Below are 14,543 nucleotides of genomic sequence, written 5' to 3'. Positions count from 1 at the left end.
AGTGAACAGTGGCATCAGCCAGTGACAATGGGCGCCACTTTAGTATCCTTCGCAAATCGGGTCGTGGCATGCGACCCATCATGTAAAAGAATAACGCCATGAGCGAACGAACGACTTCTGCAAGCTGGGCGATGGGGATTGTCAAAGCATTGGAGATGGACGGCCTGGATTGCCGGGTACTGTTCAAGCAACTGGGGCTCGATTACGCCGCCCTGGATGATCCGGATGCGCGTTTCCCGCAAGATTCCATGACCCGCCTGTGGCAACGGGCGGTCGAGCTGTCCGGCAACCCGGCGATCGGCCTGAACATGGGCAAGGTGGTGCGCCCGGCCTCGTTTCATGTCGCCGGCTACGCCCTGATGTCGAGCAACACCTTGGCCGAAGGTTTTCAACGGCTGGTGCGTTATCAGCGGATCATCGCCGAAAGCGCCGACCTGAGTTTTCGCCTGCTCGAAGAAGGCTATGCGCTGATCCTGACGGTGCATGGCGATCACCTGCCACCGACCCGCCAGAGCGCCGAAGCCTCGCTGGCCTGCGCACTGGGCCTGTGCGGCTGGCTGACCGGGCGCACGCTGCACCCGGTCAAAGTGTTGTTTCAGGGTGACGAGCCCGATGACCTGCAACCCTACAGACAAGCTTTTCATGCACCGCTGATGTTCAACGCGCCGTACGATGCGTTGATCTTCGAACGGGCCGACATGGAAGCACCGCTGCCGACCGCCAACGAAGCCATGGCGCTGTTGCATGACCGGTTTGCCGGGGAGTATCTGGCGCGCTTTTCCGAAAGCCGCGTGACCCACAAGGCGCGCCAGGTGCTTTGCCGTTTGCTGCCTCAGGGCGAACCCAAGCGCGATACGGTGGCGCAGACCCTGCACCTGTCGCAGCGCACCCTGCAACGGCGGTTGCAGGAGGAGGGCACGAGTTTTCAGCAGTTGCTCGACGACACCCGCCGCGAACTGGCCGAACAGTATCTGGCCCAGCCGAGCATGACCTTGCTGGAAATTGCTTACTTGCTGGGGTTTGCCGATCCGAGCAACTTCTTCCGCGCGTTCCGCCGCTGGTTCGACACCACGCCCGGCGATTACCGGGCGCGGCTGCTGCAGGCGCCGATCAGTGACGCCAAAAGGCCGGAATACACAGCACAAACACCGTAATGATCTCCAGTCGGCCGAGCAGCATGCCGAACGACAGGATCCACTTGGCCGCGTCCGGCAAGGTGGCGAAATTGCCCGCCGGGCCGATGGTCTCGCCCAGGCCCGGGCCGACGCCGGACACGGTACTGGCGGCGCCGGTCAGTGCGGTCATCCAGTCGACGCCGAGCAGCGACAGCAGCAGGGCGATCACGCAGATGGTGATGGCGAAGAAGAACGAGAAGGTCAGAATCGAGCGCACGATCTCTTCGTCGAGGCGGTGACCGTTGTACTTCTGCTTGATCACCGCGCGCGGGTGAATCAGCTGGTTGAGGTTGGCCTTGAGCAGGATGTAGGCGACCTGAAAACGGAAGATCTTGATCCCGCCCGCCGTTGAACCGGAGCAGCCGCCGACGAAGCCCAGATAGAAAAACAGCATCAGCGAGAAGTTGCCCCACAGGCTGTAGTCGCCGAGGGCAAAACCGGTGGTGGTGACCACCGAGGTCACGTTCAGCGCCACGTGCCGCAGCGCTTCCAGCCAATGCAGCTTGGTGGTCCACCAGTACCAGGTGCCGAGCACCAGCCAGGTCACCAGCAACATGCCGATCAGGCCCTGCACCTGCTGGTCCTTGATCAATGCACGACGGTTGCCGCGCATGGTCGCCACATACAGGGTGAACGGCAGGCTGCCGAGAATCATCACCACCACCGCGACCCAGTGCACCGCCGGCTGCGTCCACTTCGCCAGCGACTGGTCGGAGGTGGAGAAACCGCCGGTGGAAATGGCCGACATCGCGTGGTTAATCGCATCGAACGGGCTCATCCCGGCCCACCAGAATGCCAGGCTGCCGAGGATGGTGATGCCGACGTAGGCCGCCACGATCAGCCGCGCCACCATGTGCGAGCGGGGCATGACCTTTTCCGAGCGGTCCGACGATTCGGTCTGGAACAGGCGCATGCCACCGATGCGCAGCAGCGGCAGAATCGCCACCGCCATGCCGATGAAGCCGATGCCGCCGAGCCAGTGCAACAGCGAGCGCCACATCAGGATCCCTGGTGACATGGTGTCCAGCCCGCTGAGCACGGTCGAGCCGGTGGCGGTGATGCCGGACATGCTTTCGAAGAATGAGTCGGTGTAGCTGATGTGCTGGGTCAGCAAGAACGGCAGCGCGGCGAAAATGCACACCACCAGCCAGCTGCTGACGGTCAGCAGGTACATGTCGCGCGGGCGCAGGTGGATGTGTTCGGGGCGCCCGGGAATCACCAGCGCGAGGCCGGCGACGAAGGTGATCATGCTCGCCCAGATGAACGATGGCAGGTCGCTGGTGCGCTCGAAAATCACCAGGGTGGCCATGGGCACGACCATGGCGACGGCCAGGGTGATCAGGAAGATGCCGATGATGAAACCAATGATCCGTAAGGTCGGCAACGCCATGAAGTCCGCTCGGGCTGAAGTGGGAAAGGGCGTCATTCTACCCGTGGGGCAGGGCATGTAAACCGGCATCCCGTTGGCAGATGCAGCTAGAATAGCTGCACATTTTTCTCAGGAGGTGGCCGATGCAGGCTCTCGACGCGTTGCTCAACCGTGTTTCCGTTCCACGACTGGTCGAACCGGCCCCCACCGCGCAGCAGCGCGAAGCCCTGTTCGGCGCCGCCCTGCGTGCACCGGATCACGGCCACCTGCAGCCGTATCGTTTCCTGACCGTCGAAGGCGCGGCACGCGAGCAAATGGGCGAGTTGCTGGCTGAAGCGGCGCAGATGCAGGACGGCGAAGTCACCGAAGCGATGATCGACAAGGCGCGCAACGGCCCGCTGCGGGCACCGCTGGTGGTTGTGGTGATCGCAAAATTGCAGGACCACGTCAAATACCCGAAGGCCGAGCAATTGCTGGCGGCGGGTTGTGCGGCCCACGGGATTTTGCTGGCGGCTTACGCCCAAGGGATTGGTGCGGTGTGGCGCACCGGTGATCTGGCGTATTCGAAGCATGTAGCCCAAGGGTTGGGCCTGGCGGAAGGCGAAGAGGTGATCGCGTTCCTGTACCTGGGTACGCCGCAGAAAGAACCGCGTGTGGCCGAGAAGGTTGATCTGGCCGAATTCGTCAGCGCCTGGCCGGGCAAGGCCTGACACCACCGATCAAATGCAGGAGTGAGCCTGCTCGCGATAGCGGTGCATCAGTCAATAAATTGTTGTCTGATCCACTGCTATCGCGAGCAGGCTCACTCCTACAGTTTTGCTCAGGGCTGGACCACCGCGCCCGGCACCAACGGCAATTCCAGACTGGCAATAAACCCACCCTGCGGATGATTGGCCAGCGTCAAACTGCCGCCATGCCGTTCCGCTGCGCGCTTGGCAATCGCCAATCCCAGACCATGTCCCGCCGCCGTCTGCCCCGGCGCCCGGTAGAACGGCTCGCCCAGCTGGCTCAGATGCTCGGCCTGCACCCCCGGCCCGTGGTCGCGCACGCTGACCACAATCCGTTCGCCCTGACGCAAGGCCTGCATCTCGATCGCCTGGCCCTCGGGGTTGAAGCGCTGGGCGTTGCGCAGCAGGTTATCGACGGCGCGCTCGATCATGGTCGGCCAGCCGGTCAGGTTCAGGTGAGGCTCGGCGTTCAGGCGCACGGTCTGTTCCGGCGAGCCGAGCTGCGCATCTTTGTGCAACGTCGCCAGCAACGCGTTCAAGTCCACCGCTTCAGCACTGGCGTTGTCGGCATCGACCCGCGCCAGCACCAGAATTTCGCTGATCAACGCTTCGAGGCGATCGCATTCTCGGGTCAGGCGTGGCCAGAGTTTTTCCCGTTCTTCCGGGTTGGCCCGTTCCGCCAGTGCCAAGGCGATGCGCAACCGCGCCAACGGTGAGCGCAGTTCGTGGGAGACATCGCGCAGCAACTGGCGCTGGCTGCCGATCAGGCTTTGCAGGCGTGCGCCCATGCGGTTGAAGTCAGTCGCGAGCACGCCGAATTCGTCGCGGCGGTTGGCCAGTTTCGCCAGGCTATTCTGCTGGTAGGTGGTTTGCCCCAGATCATGCACCGCGCCGCGCAAACGGCTGAGCGGGCGGGTGATGGAGAAGGTCACCAGCAAGCTGAACAGGGTCAGCACCACCAGCGCGATGCCCAGCGCACTCAGCGGCCACAGCAGGCTTTCGCGGTGCCAGGCGTCGAGTTCCGGGTGTGGGATGCGGAAGATGAACAGGTAGGTGTCGCCGGTTTTTTCGCTGGTGAACTCGTCGGTCAGACGGCGCCATGGCAGGCGTCGGTCGTCGTTGTTCTGCCGGGCTTCGAACGCGGCGGCGCGGCGCGGGAAGGTGCCGCGCACCACCGGGTCGCCGCTTTCGTTCAGCACCTGAACGTCGATGTGATATTGGCGTTTGCGCTGTTCGAGGATGTCCTGCGCGGCGTCTTCGCCCTGGGCTTCGTAGGTTTGCGTCCACTCGGCGGCCAGGGTGTTGAGGCCCGGATGACGGCTGAGGATCCACGCGTCCTGATTGAGCATGTGCCCAAGCAGAATGGACAGCCCGGCCACCAGAGCGATGGCCAGCCAGAAGCTCGCGAGAATACGCCAGAACAATGAACGCACAGAAAGTCCTCAGAACAATGCATAACCCTGTAGGAGTGAGCCTGCTCGCGATAGCGGTGGGTCAGACAAAAAACTGCTGACTGACACAACGCTATCGCGAGCAGGCTCACTCCTACATGTGGATCGGTGAAAACAGGCCCGACGGTGTCAGCCGTCGGGCCTGTGGTTAACACATTATTGCGCTTTTTGCGGCTGTTGCGCCTTCCACGCTTTGAACTCGGCCCATTCGGCGCGGCGTTCAGCCTGTTTCTTCTGGATCTCGTCGAATTTCTTCTGTTGATCCGGTTTCAGCAGGTTGCGTACATCGGCTTCGGCTTTCTTGTGGTTGGCCGCCATCTCGTCCTTCATGGCTTTCTGGTCAGCCGGCGAGAGTTTTTCCAGGTACTTCTCGACCACCTGACGACGCTCGTGCATCTGCTCGCCCATGATCTTGCGGATCTGATCGCGCTGTTCGCGGGACAGGTCGAGTTGGCTGTACGGGCCTTTGCCGTGCTCGCCGTGCATCTGACCGCCGTGGCGTGGGCCGTCGAGCGGACCACCCATCGGGCCGCCATCTTGTGGCATGGCCATGGCGACGGTTGGCAGAGCGGCAGCGAACATCAGAGCGATAAGAGTCTTGCGCATGGTGTATCTCCTTGTCTCGTTCCCGGTACGTTCCGGATGAGTACAGATTACGGAGATCAAGGTCAGCGGCGGTCAGCGCTGCGTAAAGCTTGGGTAAAGACGCTTTGTCTCCAGCCTTACAAACCTCTGTGGCGAGGGAGCTTGCTCCCGCTGGACTGCGCAGCAGTCCTCGGCTTTTTCTATAAAGACGGGGTCGCTTCGCAACCCGGCGGGAGCAAGCTCCCTCGCCACAGATGGGTATTTACAGGCTGTAGTAGTAACCACGGCTGCGCAGGGCGACGATGCGCGGGCGGCCGTCGGGGTGCGGGCCGATCTTCTTGCGCAGGTTGCTGACGTGCATGTCGAGGCTGCGGTCGTACAGGGTCAGCTTGCGGCCGAGGGCCAGTTGCGCCAGTTCCTGTTTGTCCAGCGGCTCGCCGGGCTGCTTGAGCAGGGCTTCGAGCAAACGGCTTTCGGACACGGTGAGGGTCAGTTCTTTCTCGTCGATGCTGACCACGCCGCGCATCGGGCTGAAACTCAGGTCGCCCAGCTCGAGCTGGGTCGACACCGCAGCCGGGTGACTGCGACGCAGCACGGCGCGCAGGCGGGCGGTGAGCTCACGCGGATCGCAGGGCTTGGCCAGGTAATCGTCAGCCCCCAGCTCCAGACCAAGAATGCGGTCCAGCGGTTCGCCCCGGGCCGAAAGCATCAGCACCGGCAGATCGGCGTGATCGTTGCGCAATTGCTTGAGCAGCTCCAGACCGCTGCCGTCGGGCAGCATCACGTCCAGGACCACCGCCGCCGGAGCCGATTCGGCCAGGGCTTTGCGTGCACTCTGACCATCGTGGCAGGCGCGCACCTGGAAGCCTTCCTGGCTCAGCCAGCTACTCAGGAGTTCGCACAACTCCTGGTCATCATCAATCAGTAACAGCTCGCTCATGACTCACTCAATTTAGCCATTGCCGACGTTTTCGGCTTGCTCCACTGGCAAAGATACCGCACAGCAGCGCCAATAGCGCTACCCCGGCGCCCGTGACGAACCATTGCTGCTGTTCGGTCAACAGCCGCGGCAACGGGCTGGCCTGGGCTTCCTTGAGTTGCAGCTTCAGGCGTTGGTTCTCCTGGCGCAACCGGGCGAGCTGGGCGCTTTCGCGGGTGTTGTCGGCATTTTGCAGTTGTTTGTTCAGTTCTTCCCGCTGCTGCTCGCTGGCCTTGAGGCGCTGCTGCAACTCGGTAATCTGGCTGCCGGCACTTAACGACAATGGCGTGGAACTGCCGCTTTCGGTGGTTTCCTCACCATGGGCGGGCGTCATGATCAACAACGTGACCCACATCAGACACAACGGACCTTTGCGCATTGCGATTCCTGCTAGCAAATGGATATTGGGCAGGTTGTCGGCAGGCAAACGAGAATAATGAGCGATTGAGAGCGGTGAGAATCAGGAAGGTTCAGTGCCAGAGGCAATGTCGAGAGTGGTGAGCTGAAAAAATTGAGCTCAGGGAGTCATTGTGGCGAGGGAGCTTGGTCCCGCTGAGGCGCGAAGCGCCCCCCCGGTCCAGCTCATAGGCAATGGGACTGCTTCGCAGTCCAGCGGGAGCAAGCTCCCTCGCCACAGGGTTGCCTCTTTTAAGGCAGGACTTGCTTGAACGGCTTGACGACCACGTTGGCGTAGACACCGGCGGCGATGTACGGATCAGCATCGGCCCATGCTTGCGCAGCGCTCAGCGAGTCGAATTCGGCGACGATCAGGCTGCCGGTGAAACCCGCAGCGCCAGGATCATTGCTGTCGACCGCCGGGTGCGGACCGGCCAGCACGATGCGGCCTTCGCCCTTGAGCACTTGCAGGCGTTCGAGGTGGGCCGGGCGCGCGGCGAGGCGGGCTTCGAGCGAGTTGGCAACGTCGGTGGCAATGATTGCGTAGAGCATGTCAGTCCTCGGTTTTTGGTGTTGTGGTATCGGCGTCGTGCAGGTGACGGGACAGGTAGATGCCCTGGCCGACCAGGAACAGCACGGTCATGCCCAGGCTGCCGAATACCTTGAAGTCGACCCAGATGCTCTGGAAGGTGAACGCCACGAACAGGTTGGCGGCTCCGCAGAACAGGAAGAAGACGATCCAGGCGATGTTCAGGCGGGTCCACACCGGATCCGGCAGGGTCAGCGCGTGGCCCATGATGCGTTTGATCAGCAGGCGGTCACCGATGAAGTGGCTGCCGATGAAGGCCAGGGCGAACAGCCAGTTGACCACCGGGGCTTTCCATTTCAGGAATGTCTCGCTGTGGAACGCGAGGGTCAGGCTGCCGAATACCAGGCAGGCGATCAGGGTCAGCCATTGGCTCTTTTCCAGCTTGCGCTGTTTGATGAACAACGCGCCGTAGACCACCAGGGAGCTGATGATCAGCATCGCGGTGGCGCTGTAGATACCGCCTACGGTGACCTCGTGGCCGGCCAGGTCGACGACCCGCGGATCAAGTTTGTAAACGATGAAAAACAGCAGAAGCGGGATGAAATCGATGAATTGTTTCACAGTGAGAGCCAGAAGCTGGATGTGGCGGCATAATAACAAACATATGGGCGCGCGATAGCGCCAGCTGATTTGAGGTTACAACTCCCCGTGAATGTTGATTTGCACTGCCACAGCACGGCCTCCGATGGCGCCCTGGCGCCTGCGGTTCTGGTTGCGCGTGCGTTCGAGAACGGCGTGCAAGTCCTGGCGTTGACCGACCATGACACCCTCGAAGGCCTCGCCGAAGCACGCAGCGCCGCCAACGAATTGGGCATGCAACTGGTCAATGGCGTTGAACTGTCCTGCACCTGGGGCGGCGCGACCATTCACGTGCTGGGCTACGGTTTCGACGTTAACGCGGCGCCTTTGGTCGAAGCCATCGCCAGATTGCACGATGGCCGCTGGCTGCGGTCCGAAGAAATAAGCCGCAAGCTCGCCCTCAAGGGCATGCCTGGTGCCCTCGACGGCGCCCGGCAGATCCAGCAGGAGCTGGGCGACAGCGGCAACGCCCCGGCCCGTCCGCATTTCGCTGACTGGATGGTGCGTGAAGGTTTTGTAAAGGATCGCGCCGAAGCATTCCGCAAATGGCTCGGCGCCGGCAAGCTGGGTGACGTCAAGCAGCACTGGCCGACCCTGGAAGAAACCGTCGAGACCCTGCGCGCCGCCGGTGCCTGGGTCAGCCTGGCGCATCCATGGCACTACGATTTCACCCGCAGCAAGCGCCGAAAGCTGATTGCCGACTATATTCAAGCGGGCGGGCATGCGATTGAAGTGGTCAATGGCTTTCAGCCCGCAGAACAGGTGGGCAGCCTGGCAATCCTTGCCCGTGAGTTCGGTCTGCTGGTCAGCGCCGGCAGTGATTTCCATGGCCCTGGAGGCTGGTCCGAGATTGGCCAGTACCGGCCGGTTCCCGAGGACCTTCCACCCCTGTGGTGTCGGTTCAAACATGACACAGTTATTGCCGCCGTCTGAACAGGTAGAGAATGTGAGTCAATTTTTCCAGATTCATCCGGAAAACCCGCAAGCGCGCCTGATCAAACAGGCGGTCGAGATCATCCGCAAGGGCGGGGTGGTGATTTATCCCACGGACTCTTCGTACGCGATTGGTTGCCAGATCGGTGACAAGACCGCGATTGAGCGCGTGCGACGCCTGCGTCAGCTCGACGAGAAGCACAACTTTGCGCTGATCTGCAGCGACCTGTCGCAACTGGGCAACTACGCCAAGATCGACACCGGCACCTTCCGCATTCTCAAGGCCCATCTGCCGGGGCCTTACACCTTTATTCTCAACGCCACCCGCGAAGTGCCGCGCCTGCTGCTGCATTCGAAGAAGCGCACCATCGGCCTGCGGGTGCCGAGCCATCCGATTGCCCTGGCCTTGCTGGCCGAACTCGGCGAGCCGCTGATGAGCGTGACCCTGATCATGCCCGGCGACGAAGACCCGCTGAGCGATCCGTACGAAATGCGTCAATTGCTTGAACATCAGGTGGATCTGATCATCGACGGCGGTTTCGGCGGGATCAAGGCGTCTACCGTGATCGACCTGACCGGCGACGACCCGGAAGTGATCCGCGTCGGTTGCGGCGACCCCGCGCCGTTCATGGTCGAGGCCTGAATGTCCGCAGTGGAAACCGTTGTCGATCCCCAGGCCGGCGCCCAGCAGGAACTGCCGTTTGCCATGGTCTATGGCCAGGCGGTCACGGAAATGCCGCTGGACCTGTACATCCCGCCGGATGCGCTGGAAGTCTTTCTCGAAGCCTTTGAAGGCCCGCTCGACCTGCTGCTGTACCTGATCCGTAAACAGAACATCAACATCCTCGACATCCCCGTGGCGGAAATCACCCGCCAGTACATGGGCTATGTCGAGTTGATGCAGTCGGTGCGCCTGGAACTGGCCGCCGAGTACCTGGTGATGGCCGCGATGCTCGCCGAGATCAAGTCGCGCATGCTTCTGCCTCGAGCCGAGACGGTCGAGGAGGAAGAGGACGACCCGCGCGCCGAACTGATCCGCCGCTTGCAGGAATACGAGCGCTTCAAGGCCGCTGCCGAGGGCATCGACGGCCTGAGCCGGGTTGGCCGTGACGTGGTGGTGCCCAAGCTTGACGCCCCGGAGGCCCGTGCACGCAAGCTGCTGCCGGATGTCGCGCTGGAAGAGATTTTGATGTCCATGGCCGAGGTGCTGCGCCGTGGCGACATGTTCGAGAGCCATCAGGTCAGCCGCGAGGCGCTGTCGACCCGCGAGCGCATGAGCGATGTGCTGGAACGGCTCAAGGGCGGCGGCTTTGTGCCGTTCGTCGAGCTGTTCACTGCCGAGGAAGGCCGCCTCGGCGTGGTGGTGACCTTTATGGCGATCCTTGAACTGGTCAAGGAATCCTTGGTCGAGCTGGTGCAGAATGAGCCGTTCGCCGCGATCCACGTGCGAGCCCGAGCCGAATAACGAGTCGAAACATGAACCTGACTGAACCCCGCGAGCTGGCGCCCCTGCTTGAAGCCTTTCTGTTGGCCTCGGGAAAGCCGCAATCGCTTGAACGCCTCTACGAACTGTTCGAAGAGGGCGAACGGCCCGAACCGCCAGTCTTCAAGAAAGCCCTGAGCCTGCTGGCCAAGTCCTGCGAGGGCCGCGCGTTCGAACTCAAGGAAGTCGCCTCCGGCTATCGCTTGCAGATCCGCGAGCAGTTTTCGCCGTGGGTCGGACGTTTGTGGGAAGAACGCCCGCAACGCTATTCCCGTGCGCTGCTGGAAACCATGGCGCTGATCGCCTACCGCCAGCCGATCACCCGGGGCGAGATCGAAGACGTGCGGGGCGTGGCGGTCAACACCAACATCGTCAAGACGCTGATCGAGCGCGAGTGGATTCGCATCGTCGGTTACCGCGATGTGCCGGGCAAACCGGCGATGTTCGCCACTACCAAGGCGTTTCTCGATCACTTCAACCTGAAGAACCTCGAAGACCTGCCGCCGCTGGCCGAACTGCGCGAAATGGAAACCGAGCCGGTGCTCGATTTCGACGACGCGCCAGTGCCCGCCGGCCTGCAAGAACTGGCCGACGCCAGTGCCGAACCGGAAGAGCCGAAGGAAGAAACCAGTTTCCACAGCTTGCTGCTGGAGCTGGACAGCATGGAGGAGGGGATCAAGACCGACTTCGATGATTTGTTGCGGGATGCCGCTGATGGCGAAGCGTCGACGACTGAGCCTGAAGCCGAGATCGTTGAGACCGCCGAACCGGTGATTGAAGTTGAACTTGAGGCCGAGCCCGAAGCCGAACCGGAAGAGGACATTCTTGGTGTTGCCGAAGCCCGTGAAAAGCTGTTGGCCGCCGTCGCCGCTCTCGAGCAACCGGCGCCAGAACCCGAGCTGAGCGAAGAAGAAGCCGAAGCCCGCGCGCTGGCTGAAGCGATCGAGGCCGAACGCCGCGAATTCGAAGACTGAGCCGATCTTGGAAGCACCGCTATCCCACTGTAGGAGTGAGCCTGCTCGCGATAGCGGTGTATCTGTCAATAAGATGTCGACTGACACACCGCTATCGCGAGCAGGCTCACTCCTACAAGTAATGCTGTTCACTTAAGCCCGACACTGTGACTGTGGCGAGGGAGCTTGCTCCCGCTGGGCTGCGTAGCAGTCCCTCTTTTGGGGCCGCCTCGCGACACAGCGGGACGGTGCGGCGATCCGACAAGCTCCCTCGCCACGGGTTTCGGTGTGTCAGACAACGATGATTTCGTCTGAAAGATCCCTTTCGCGAGCAGGCTCGCTCCCACATTTGGATCTACGTTCAGCCAGGAGATGCTGATGAGTTCGACAAAAGACCCCTGCATCAGCCTCTGCAAATTTACCGACGACATCTGCCTCGGCTGTGGCCGCAGCAAGCGCGAGATCCGCGCCTGGAAGAAACTCGACAAGGACGACAAGCGCACGGTGCTGGCGGAAGCCGCGCTGCGCCTGATCAAACTCGGTGGTGCCGGTCGGCGGAAAAAGAAATAACTGTCCGTCGATCAGCTAGTCTCTGATGCGCGACGGCGCACATCCGCGTATGATTCGCGACCCTTCGGCGATCCCTTCGCCCGAAAACCAGATTTCAATGCTTCAGGCGCCGCCTGAACAGACCACACCGGGAGGTGCCCAGATGAGTGACATCAATCAGAAAGACGACCAGGAAATCGGCCCAGCAGGCGAAAAGCTGCAGAAAGTCCTCGCCCGTATCGGCGTCGGCTCGCGCCGTGACGTCGAAGCCTGGATAAGCCAGGGCCGGATCAAGGTCAATGGCAAAGACGCCACCCTCGGCCTGCGCGTCGACATGCACGACGCCATCACCATCGATGGCAAGGTGATCAAGCGCGAAGAGGCTGCCGAATCGGTCCGCCGCGTGATCATGTACAACAAACCCGATGGCGAGATCTGCACCCGTGACGACCCGGAAGGCCGTCCGACCGTGTTCGACAAGCTGCCGCGTCCGAAAGAAGGTCGCTGGATCAACATCGGTCGTCTCGACATCAACACCACCGGTCTGCTGATGTTCACCACCGACGGTGAACTGGCCAACCGCCTGATGCACCCGTCCTACGAGATGGACCGTGAATACGCCGTGCGCGTACGCGGTGAAGTCGACGACGAAATGATCGAGCGCCTGAAGGCGGGCGTGGTGCTGGAAGACGGCCCTGCGCGTTTCACCGACATTCAGCAGGCACCGGGCGGCGAAGGCTTCAACCACTGGTACCACTGCGTGGTGATGGAAGGCCGTAACCGTGAGGTACGTCGCCTCTGGGAATCTCAGGGTCTGGTGGTCAGCCGTCTGAAGCGCGTGCGTTTCGGTCCGGTGTTCCTCAACTCCGACCTGCCGATGGGCCGCTGGCGCGAAATGAGTCAGTACGAAGTCGACGTGTTGAGCGCCGAAGTCGGCCTGACGCCGGTGGCGATGCCGCAACTGAATGCCAAGAGCAAGGACAAGCTGGAGCGTATGCAGCGTAAATCGTCGCGGCCGATGGCCAAGACCGAGCGCGTGCGCACGCTGCGTCCAGCCGCTGGCGCGCCGACCGGCCCACGTCCAGGCCGCGAGCCGCAGATCGAAGGCGAGCGTCCGGCTCGCAAGCCTGTTGCCCGTGACGGCGAGCGCGCACCGCGTCCGGCTAACGGTCGCACCGAGCGTGGCGAACGTGGTGCACCTGCTGGTCGCGGTACGCCAGTGGCGGATCGTCCTGCGGACACCACCAACAAGCGTCCGGCCAAACCGGCGCCGAAACGTCCGGGGATCAAACTGGTCGACGGTGACAAGCCATCGGGCAAGCGCCGTGGCGCGCCGGCCGGTTCCGGTCAGCGTCCGGGTTTCGGTCGCAAGAAGCCTGAGTGAAGCAGCTGTAAGCTTTGAGCGGCAAGCTTCAAGCTAAAGCAAAAAAACGCCAACCGCAGGGTTGGCGTTTTTTTTCGTCTGGCGAAGAGCTGTGTTGCCTGAGAGATCGCTATCGCGAGCAGGCTCACTCCTACAAGTTGAAATGCGTTCCCCTGTAGGAGTGAGCCTGCTCGCGATGACGTCGGTGGCCTCAACCCAAATACTTCAATTTAGAACACAAAGCGCCCATCAAACACCGGCTTGTCGTCCAGCGCCAACACCCCGCCCGAAAAAATCAGGTCCAGGTGATGACTGCCCTTGGCCCCACCGCCGAGGCCCAGGTGCAGACCACAGTGCCGTTCTTCGAAGCCGGCATTGCGCGCATACAGATCCTTCACCCCTTCGTTGGTGCCAATGCCCAGTTCTTCGATGCGCCGGTTCGACGGGTTGGCATCCAGGTACTTGTTGAAATCATGCTCCAGCCCCGGCACGTCGGTGGCGATGCGGCTGATGGTCGAGTTCTCGATCCACAGTTCCAGCGGCGATTCGAGCACGCCGTACTTGCGCGCAAAGGGGATGGTGCTGAGGAAGGTGCCCTTGAATTTCACATGGCCGTTGATGGCTTCGCTGTGGGTGGCGATTTCGCCGGGGGCCAGGTCGAAGTTGCCGACGCCGTTGATGTCGGTCCACTTCTTGATGCTGCTCAGCGGCGTTTCGAACCAGGAACCGTGTTCGTCCTTGAAACTCAGCGTCGTCGCCTGGGACATGCGCTGGATCAAGTGGCTGTTGAGCCCGGCGATACGCTGCGGGGTGACGCTGAAGGTGTCGTAGAAGTAGTCGCCGTAATCTTTGAACAGCAGCGACTTCTTCCAGTTTTCCGCCATCACGCCTTGTAGCGCACGGACAAATTCCGGGCCGTCGGGGCGCGGGTTGGGCAGGGTGGAAGAGTCGTAGAAGAAAATGTACAGATCGCTGTCGGCAATCGCCGTGGTCAGCGCTGCGGTGCTTTCCAGGTCCAGGCGTCGGGCGCTGAAGCTGAAGCGCGGATGATCGCCGGCTTGTTCGGCGATGGCGCCGGTCAGGGCTTCGTAATCGGCGGTGTGGCCGAGCAATACCCTGGCGGACTCAAGGCCGGCAAGGGCAGGGTGATGTTCGAGGTAGTAAAGGAAATGCGAGATCGCGCGGGGCTTATCCATGTGTCCTCCCTGACTGACCGTGAAGAAAGCGGCAGGCACGACCGGCCGGTTCGCGCCTGCCTGGGGATGTCTTACAGTGGCCACATCGCCGTGCCGAACGGAACGACCGCGTCGGCTTGCATCATTTCCACGGCGGCCTCATGGGTCGGTGCTTCAAACCATTCGTCCAGTTGCAGTTCGGTATCCAAGTCTTTTTCCAGTGCTTGCATGGTCGA

General features: G+C 61.9%; 17 protein-coding genes. 8 read left to right on the top strand and 9 right to left on the bottom strand.

Annotated elements, in window-relative coordinates; genetic code table 11:
- Positions 1-98 precede the first annotated feature (98 nt).
- Positions 99-1,154, top strand: a complete 1,056-nt coding sequence (locus tag J5M57_RS06550) for an AraC family transcriptional regulator (RefSeq protein ID WP_198402858.1) — start codon at positions 99-101, stop codon at positions 1,152-1,154.
- On the opposite strand, the gene J5M57_RS06545 is transcribed toward J5M57_RS06550, so the two are convergent.
- Entirely contained in the window at positions 1,111-2,565 is a 1,455-nt protein-coding gene (locus J5M57_RS06545) for a TrkH family potassium uptake protein (protein WP_064586528.1), read from the bottom strand. The genes J5M57_RS06550 and J5M57_RS06545 overlap by 44 nt on opposite strands.
- Positions 2,566-2,687: 122 nt before the next feature.
- Between J5M57_RS06545 and J5M57_RS06540 the strand changes: the two genes are divergently transcribed.
- On the top strand, positions 2,688-3,254 hold the full coding sequence (locus J5M57_RS06540; protein ID WP_207848235.1) for a nitroreductase family protein: 567 nt from the start codon (positions 2,688-2,690) through the stop codon (positions 3,252-3,254).
- 110 nt (positions 3,255-3,364) lie between these two features.
- Here J5M57_RS06540 and J5M57_RS06535 read toward each other — a convergent pair whose 3' ends face one another.
- The 6 genes from J5M57_RS06535 to J5M57_RS06510 form a co-directional block, all read right to left on the bottom strand.
- Positions 3,365-4,705 (bottom strand): HAMP domain-containing sensor histidine kinase, encoded by a 1,341-nt coding sequence (locus tag J5M57_RS06535; RefSeq protein WP_083366630.1) that lies wholly within the window; start codon positions 4,703-4,705, stop codon positions 3,365-3,367.
- A 174-nt stretch (positions 4,706-4,879) separates the two neighbouring features.
- The gene (locus J5M57_RS06530) at positions 4,880-5,329 is read right to left on the bottom strand and encodes an LTXXQ domain protein (RefSeq protein ID WP_047600020.1); all 450 of its coding nucleotides are present in this window, start codon (positions 5,327-5,329) and stop codon (positions 4,880-4,882) included.
- 241 nt (positions 5,330-5,570) lie between these two features.
- Positions 5,571-6,248 carry a response regulator transcription factor gene (locus tag J5M57_RS06525; RefSeq protein ID WP_064586531.1) on the bottom strand — a complete coding sequence of 226 codons (678 nt, stop codon included), beginning with the start codon at positions 6,246-6,248 and terminating at the stop codon, positions 5,571-5,573.
- A 7-nt stretch (positions 6,249-6,255) separates the two neighbouring features.
- The gene (locus J5M57_RS06520) at positions 6,256-6,666 is read right to left on the bottom strand and encodes a translation initiation factor 2 (protein ID WP_207848234.1); all 411 of its coding nucleotides are present in this window, start codon (positions 6,664-6,666) and stop codon (positions 6,256-6,258) included.
- Between the two features lie 269 nt (positions 6,667-6,935).
- Entirely contained in the window at positions 6,936-7,235 is a 300-nt protein-coding gene (locus J5M57_RS06515; protein WP_096512859.1) for a YciI family protein, read from the bottom strand.
- Between the two features lies 1 nt (position 7,236).
- Complete coding sequence (locus J5M57_RS06510) at positions 7,237-7,833, bottom strand: septation protein A (protein WP_064586533.1); 597 nt, start codon at positions 7,831-7,833, stop codon at positions 7,237-7,239.
- Between the two features lie 87 nt (positions 7,834-7,920).
- On the opposite strand from J5M57_RS06510, the gene J5M57_RS06505 reads away from it, so the two are divergent.
- The 6 genes from J5M57_RS06505 (at position 7,921) to rluB (ending at position 13,153) form a co-directional block, all read left to right on the top strand.
- Entirely contained in the window at positions 7,921-8,784 is an 864-nt protein-coding gene (locus J5M57_RS06505) for a PHP domain-containing protein (RefSeq protein ID WP_169840998.1), read from the top strand.
- A gap of 13 nt (positions 8,785-8,797) precedes the next feature.
- Positions 8,798-9,427, top strand: a complete 630-nt coding sequence (locus J5M57_RS06500) for an L-threonylcarbamoyladenylate synthase (protein ID WP_207848233.1) — start codon at positions 8,798-8,800, stop codon at positions 9,425-9,427.
- Between the two features lie 123 nt (positions 9,428-9,550).
- The gene (locus J5M57_RS06495; protein ID WP_169841264.1) at positions 9,551-10,249 is read left to right on the top strand and encodes a ScpA family protein; all 699 of its coding nucleotides are present in this window, start codon (positions 9,551-9,553) and stop codon (positions 10,247-10,249) included.
- Positions 10,250-10,260: 11 nt separating this feature from the next.
- Positions 10,261-11,241, top strand: a complete 981-nt coding sequence (gene scpB, locus J5M57_RS06490; RefSeq protein WP_207848232.1) for an SMC-Scp complex subunit ScpB — start codon at positions 10,261-10,263, stop codon at positions 11,239-11,241.
- A gap of 357 nt (positions 11,242-11,598) precedes the next feature.
- Positions 11,599-11,790, top strand: a complete 192-nt coding sequence (locus J5M57_RS06485; protein WP_003222773.1) for a DUF1289 domain-containing protein — start codon at positions 11,599-11,601, stop codon at positions 11,788-11,790.
- Positions 11,791-11,932: 142 nt separating this feature from the next.
- Positions 11,933-13,153 (top strand): 23S rRNA pseudouridine(2605) synthase RluB, encoded by a 1,221-nt coding sequence (gene rluB / locus J5M57_RS06480; RefSeq protein ID WP_169840996.1) that lies wholly within the window; start codon positions 11,933-11,935, stop codon positions 13,151-13,153.
- 209 nt (positions 13,154-13,362) lie between these two features.
- Here rluB and J5M57_RS06475 read toward each other — a convergent pair whose 3' ends face one another.
- Positions 13,363-14,328, bottom strand: coding sequence for a leucyl aminopeptidase (locus J5M57_RS06475; RefSeq protein WP_083366628.1), 966 nt, complete (start codon positions 14,326-14,328; stop codon positions 13,363-13,365).
- A gap of 71 nt (positions 14,329-14,399) precedes the next feature.
- Positions 14,400-14,537, bottom strand: coding sequence for a hypothetical protein (locus J5M57_RS06470; protein WP_003222780.1), 138 nt, complete (start codon positions 14,535-14,537; stop codon positions 14,400-14,402).
- Positions 14,538-14,543: the final 6 nt, after the last annotated feature.

The sequence above is a fragment of the Pseudomonas sp. 86_A genome (assembly GCF_017491705.1).
Taxonomy (GTDB): Bacteria; Pseudomonadota; Gammaproteobacteria; order Pseudomonadales; family Pseudomonadaceae; genus Aquipseudomonas; species Aquipseudomonas koreensis.
This window is presented reverse-complemented; position numbering and strand designations above follow the sequence as displayed.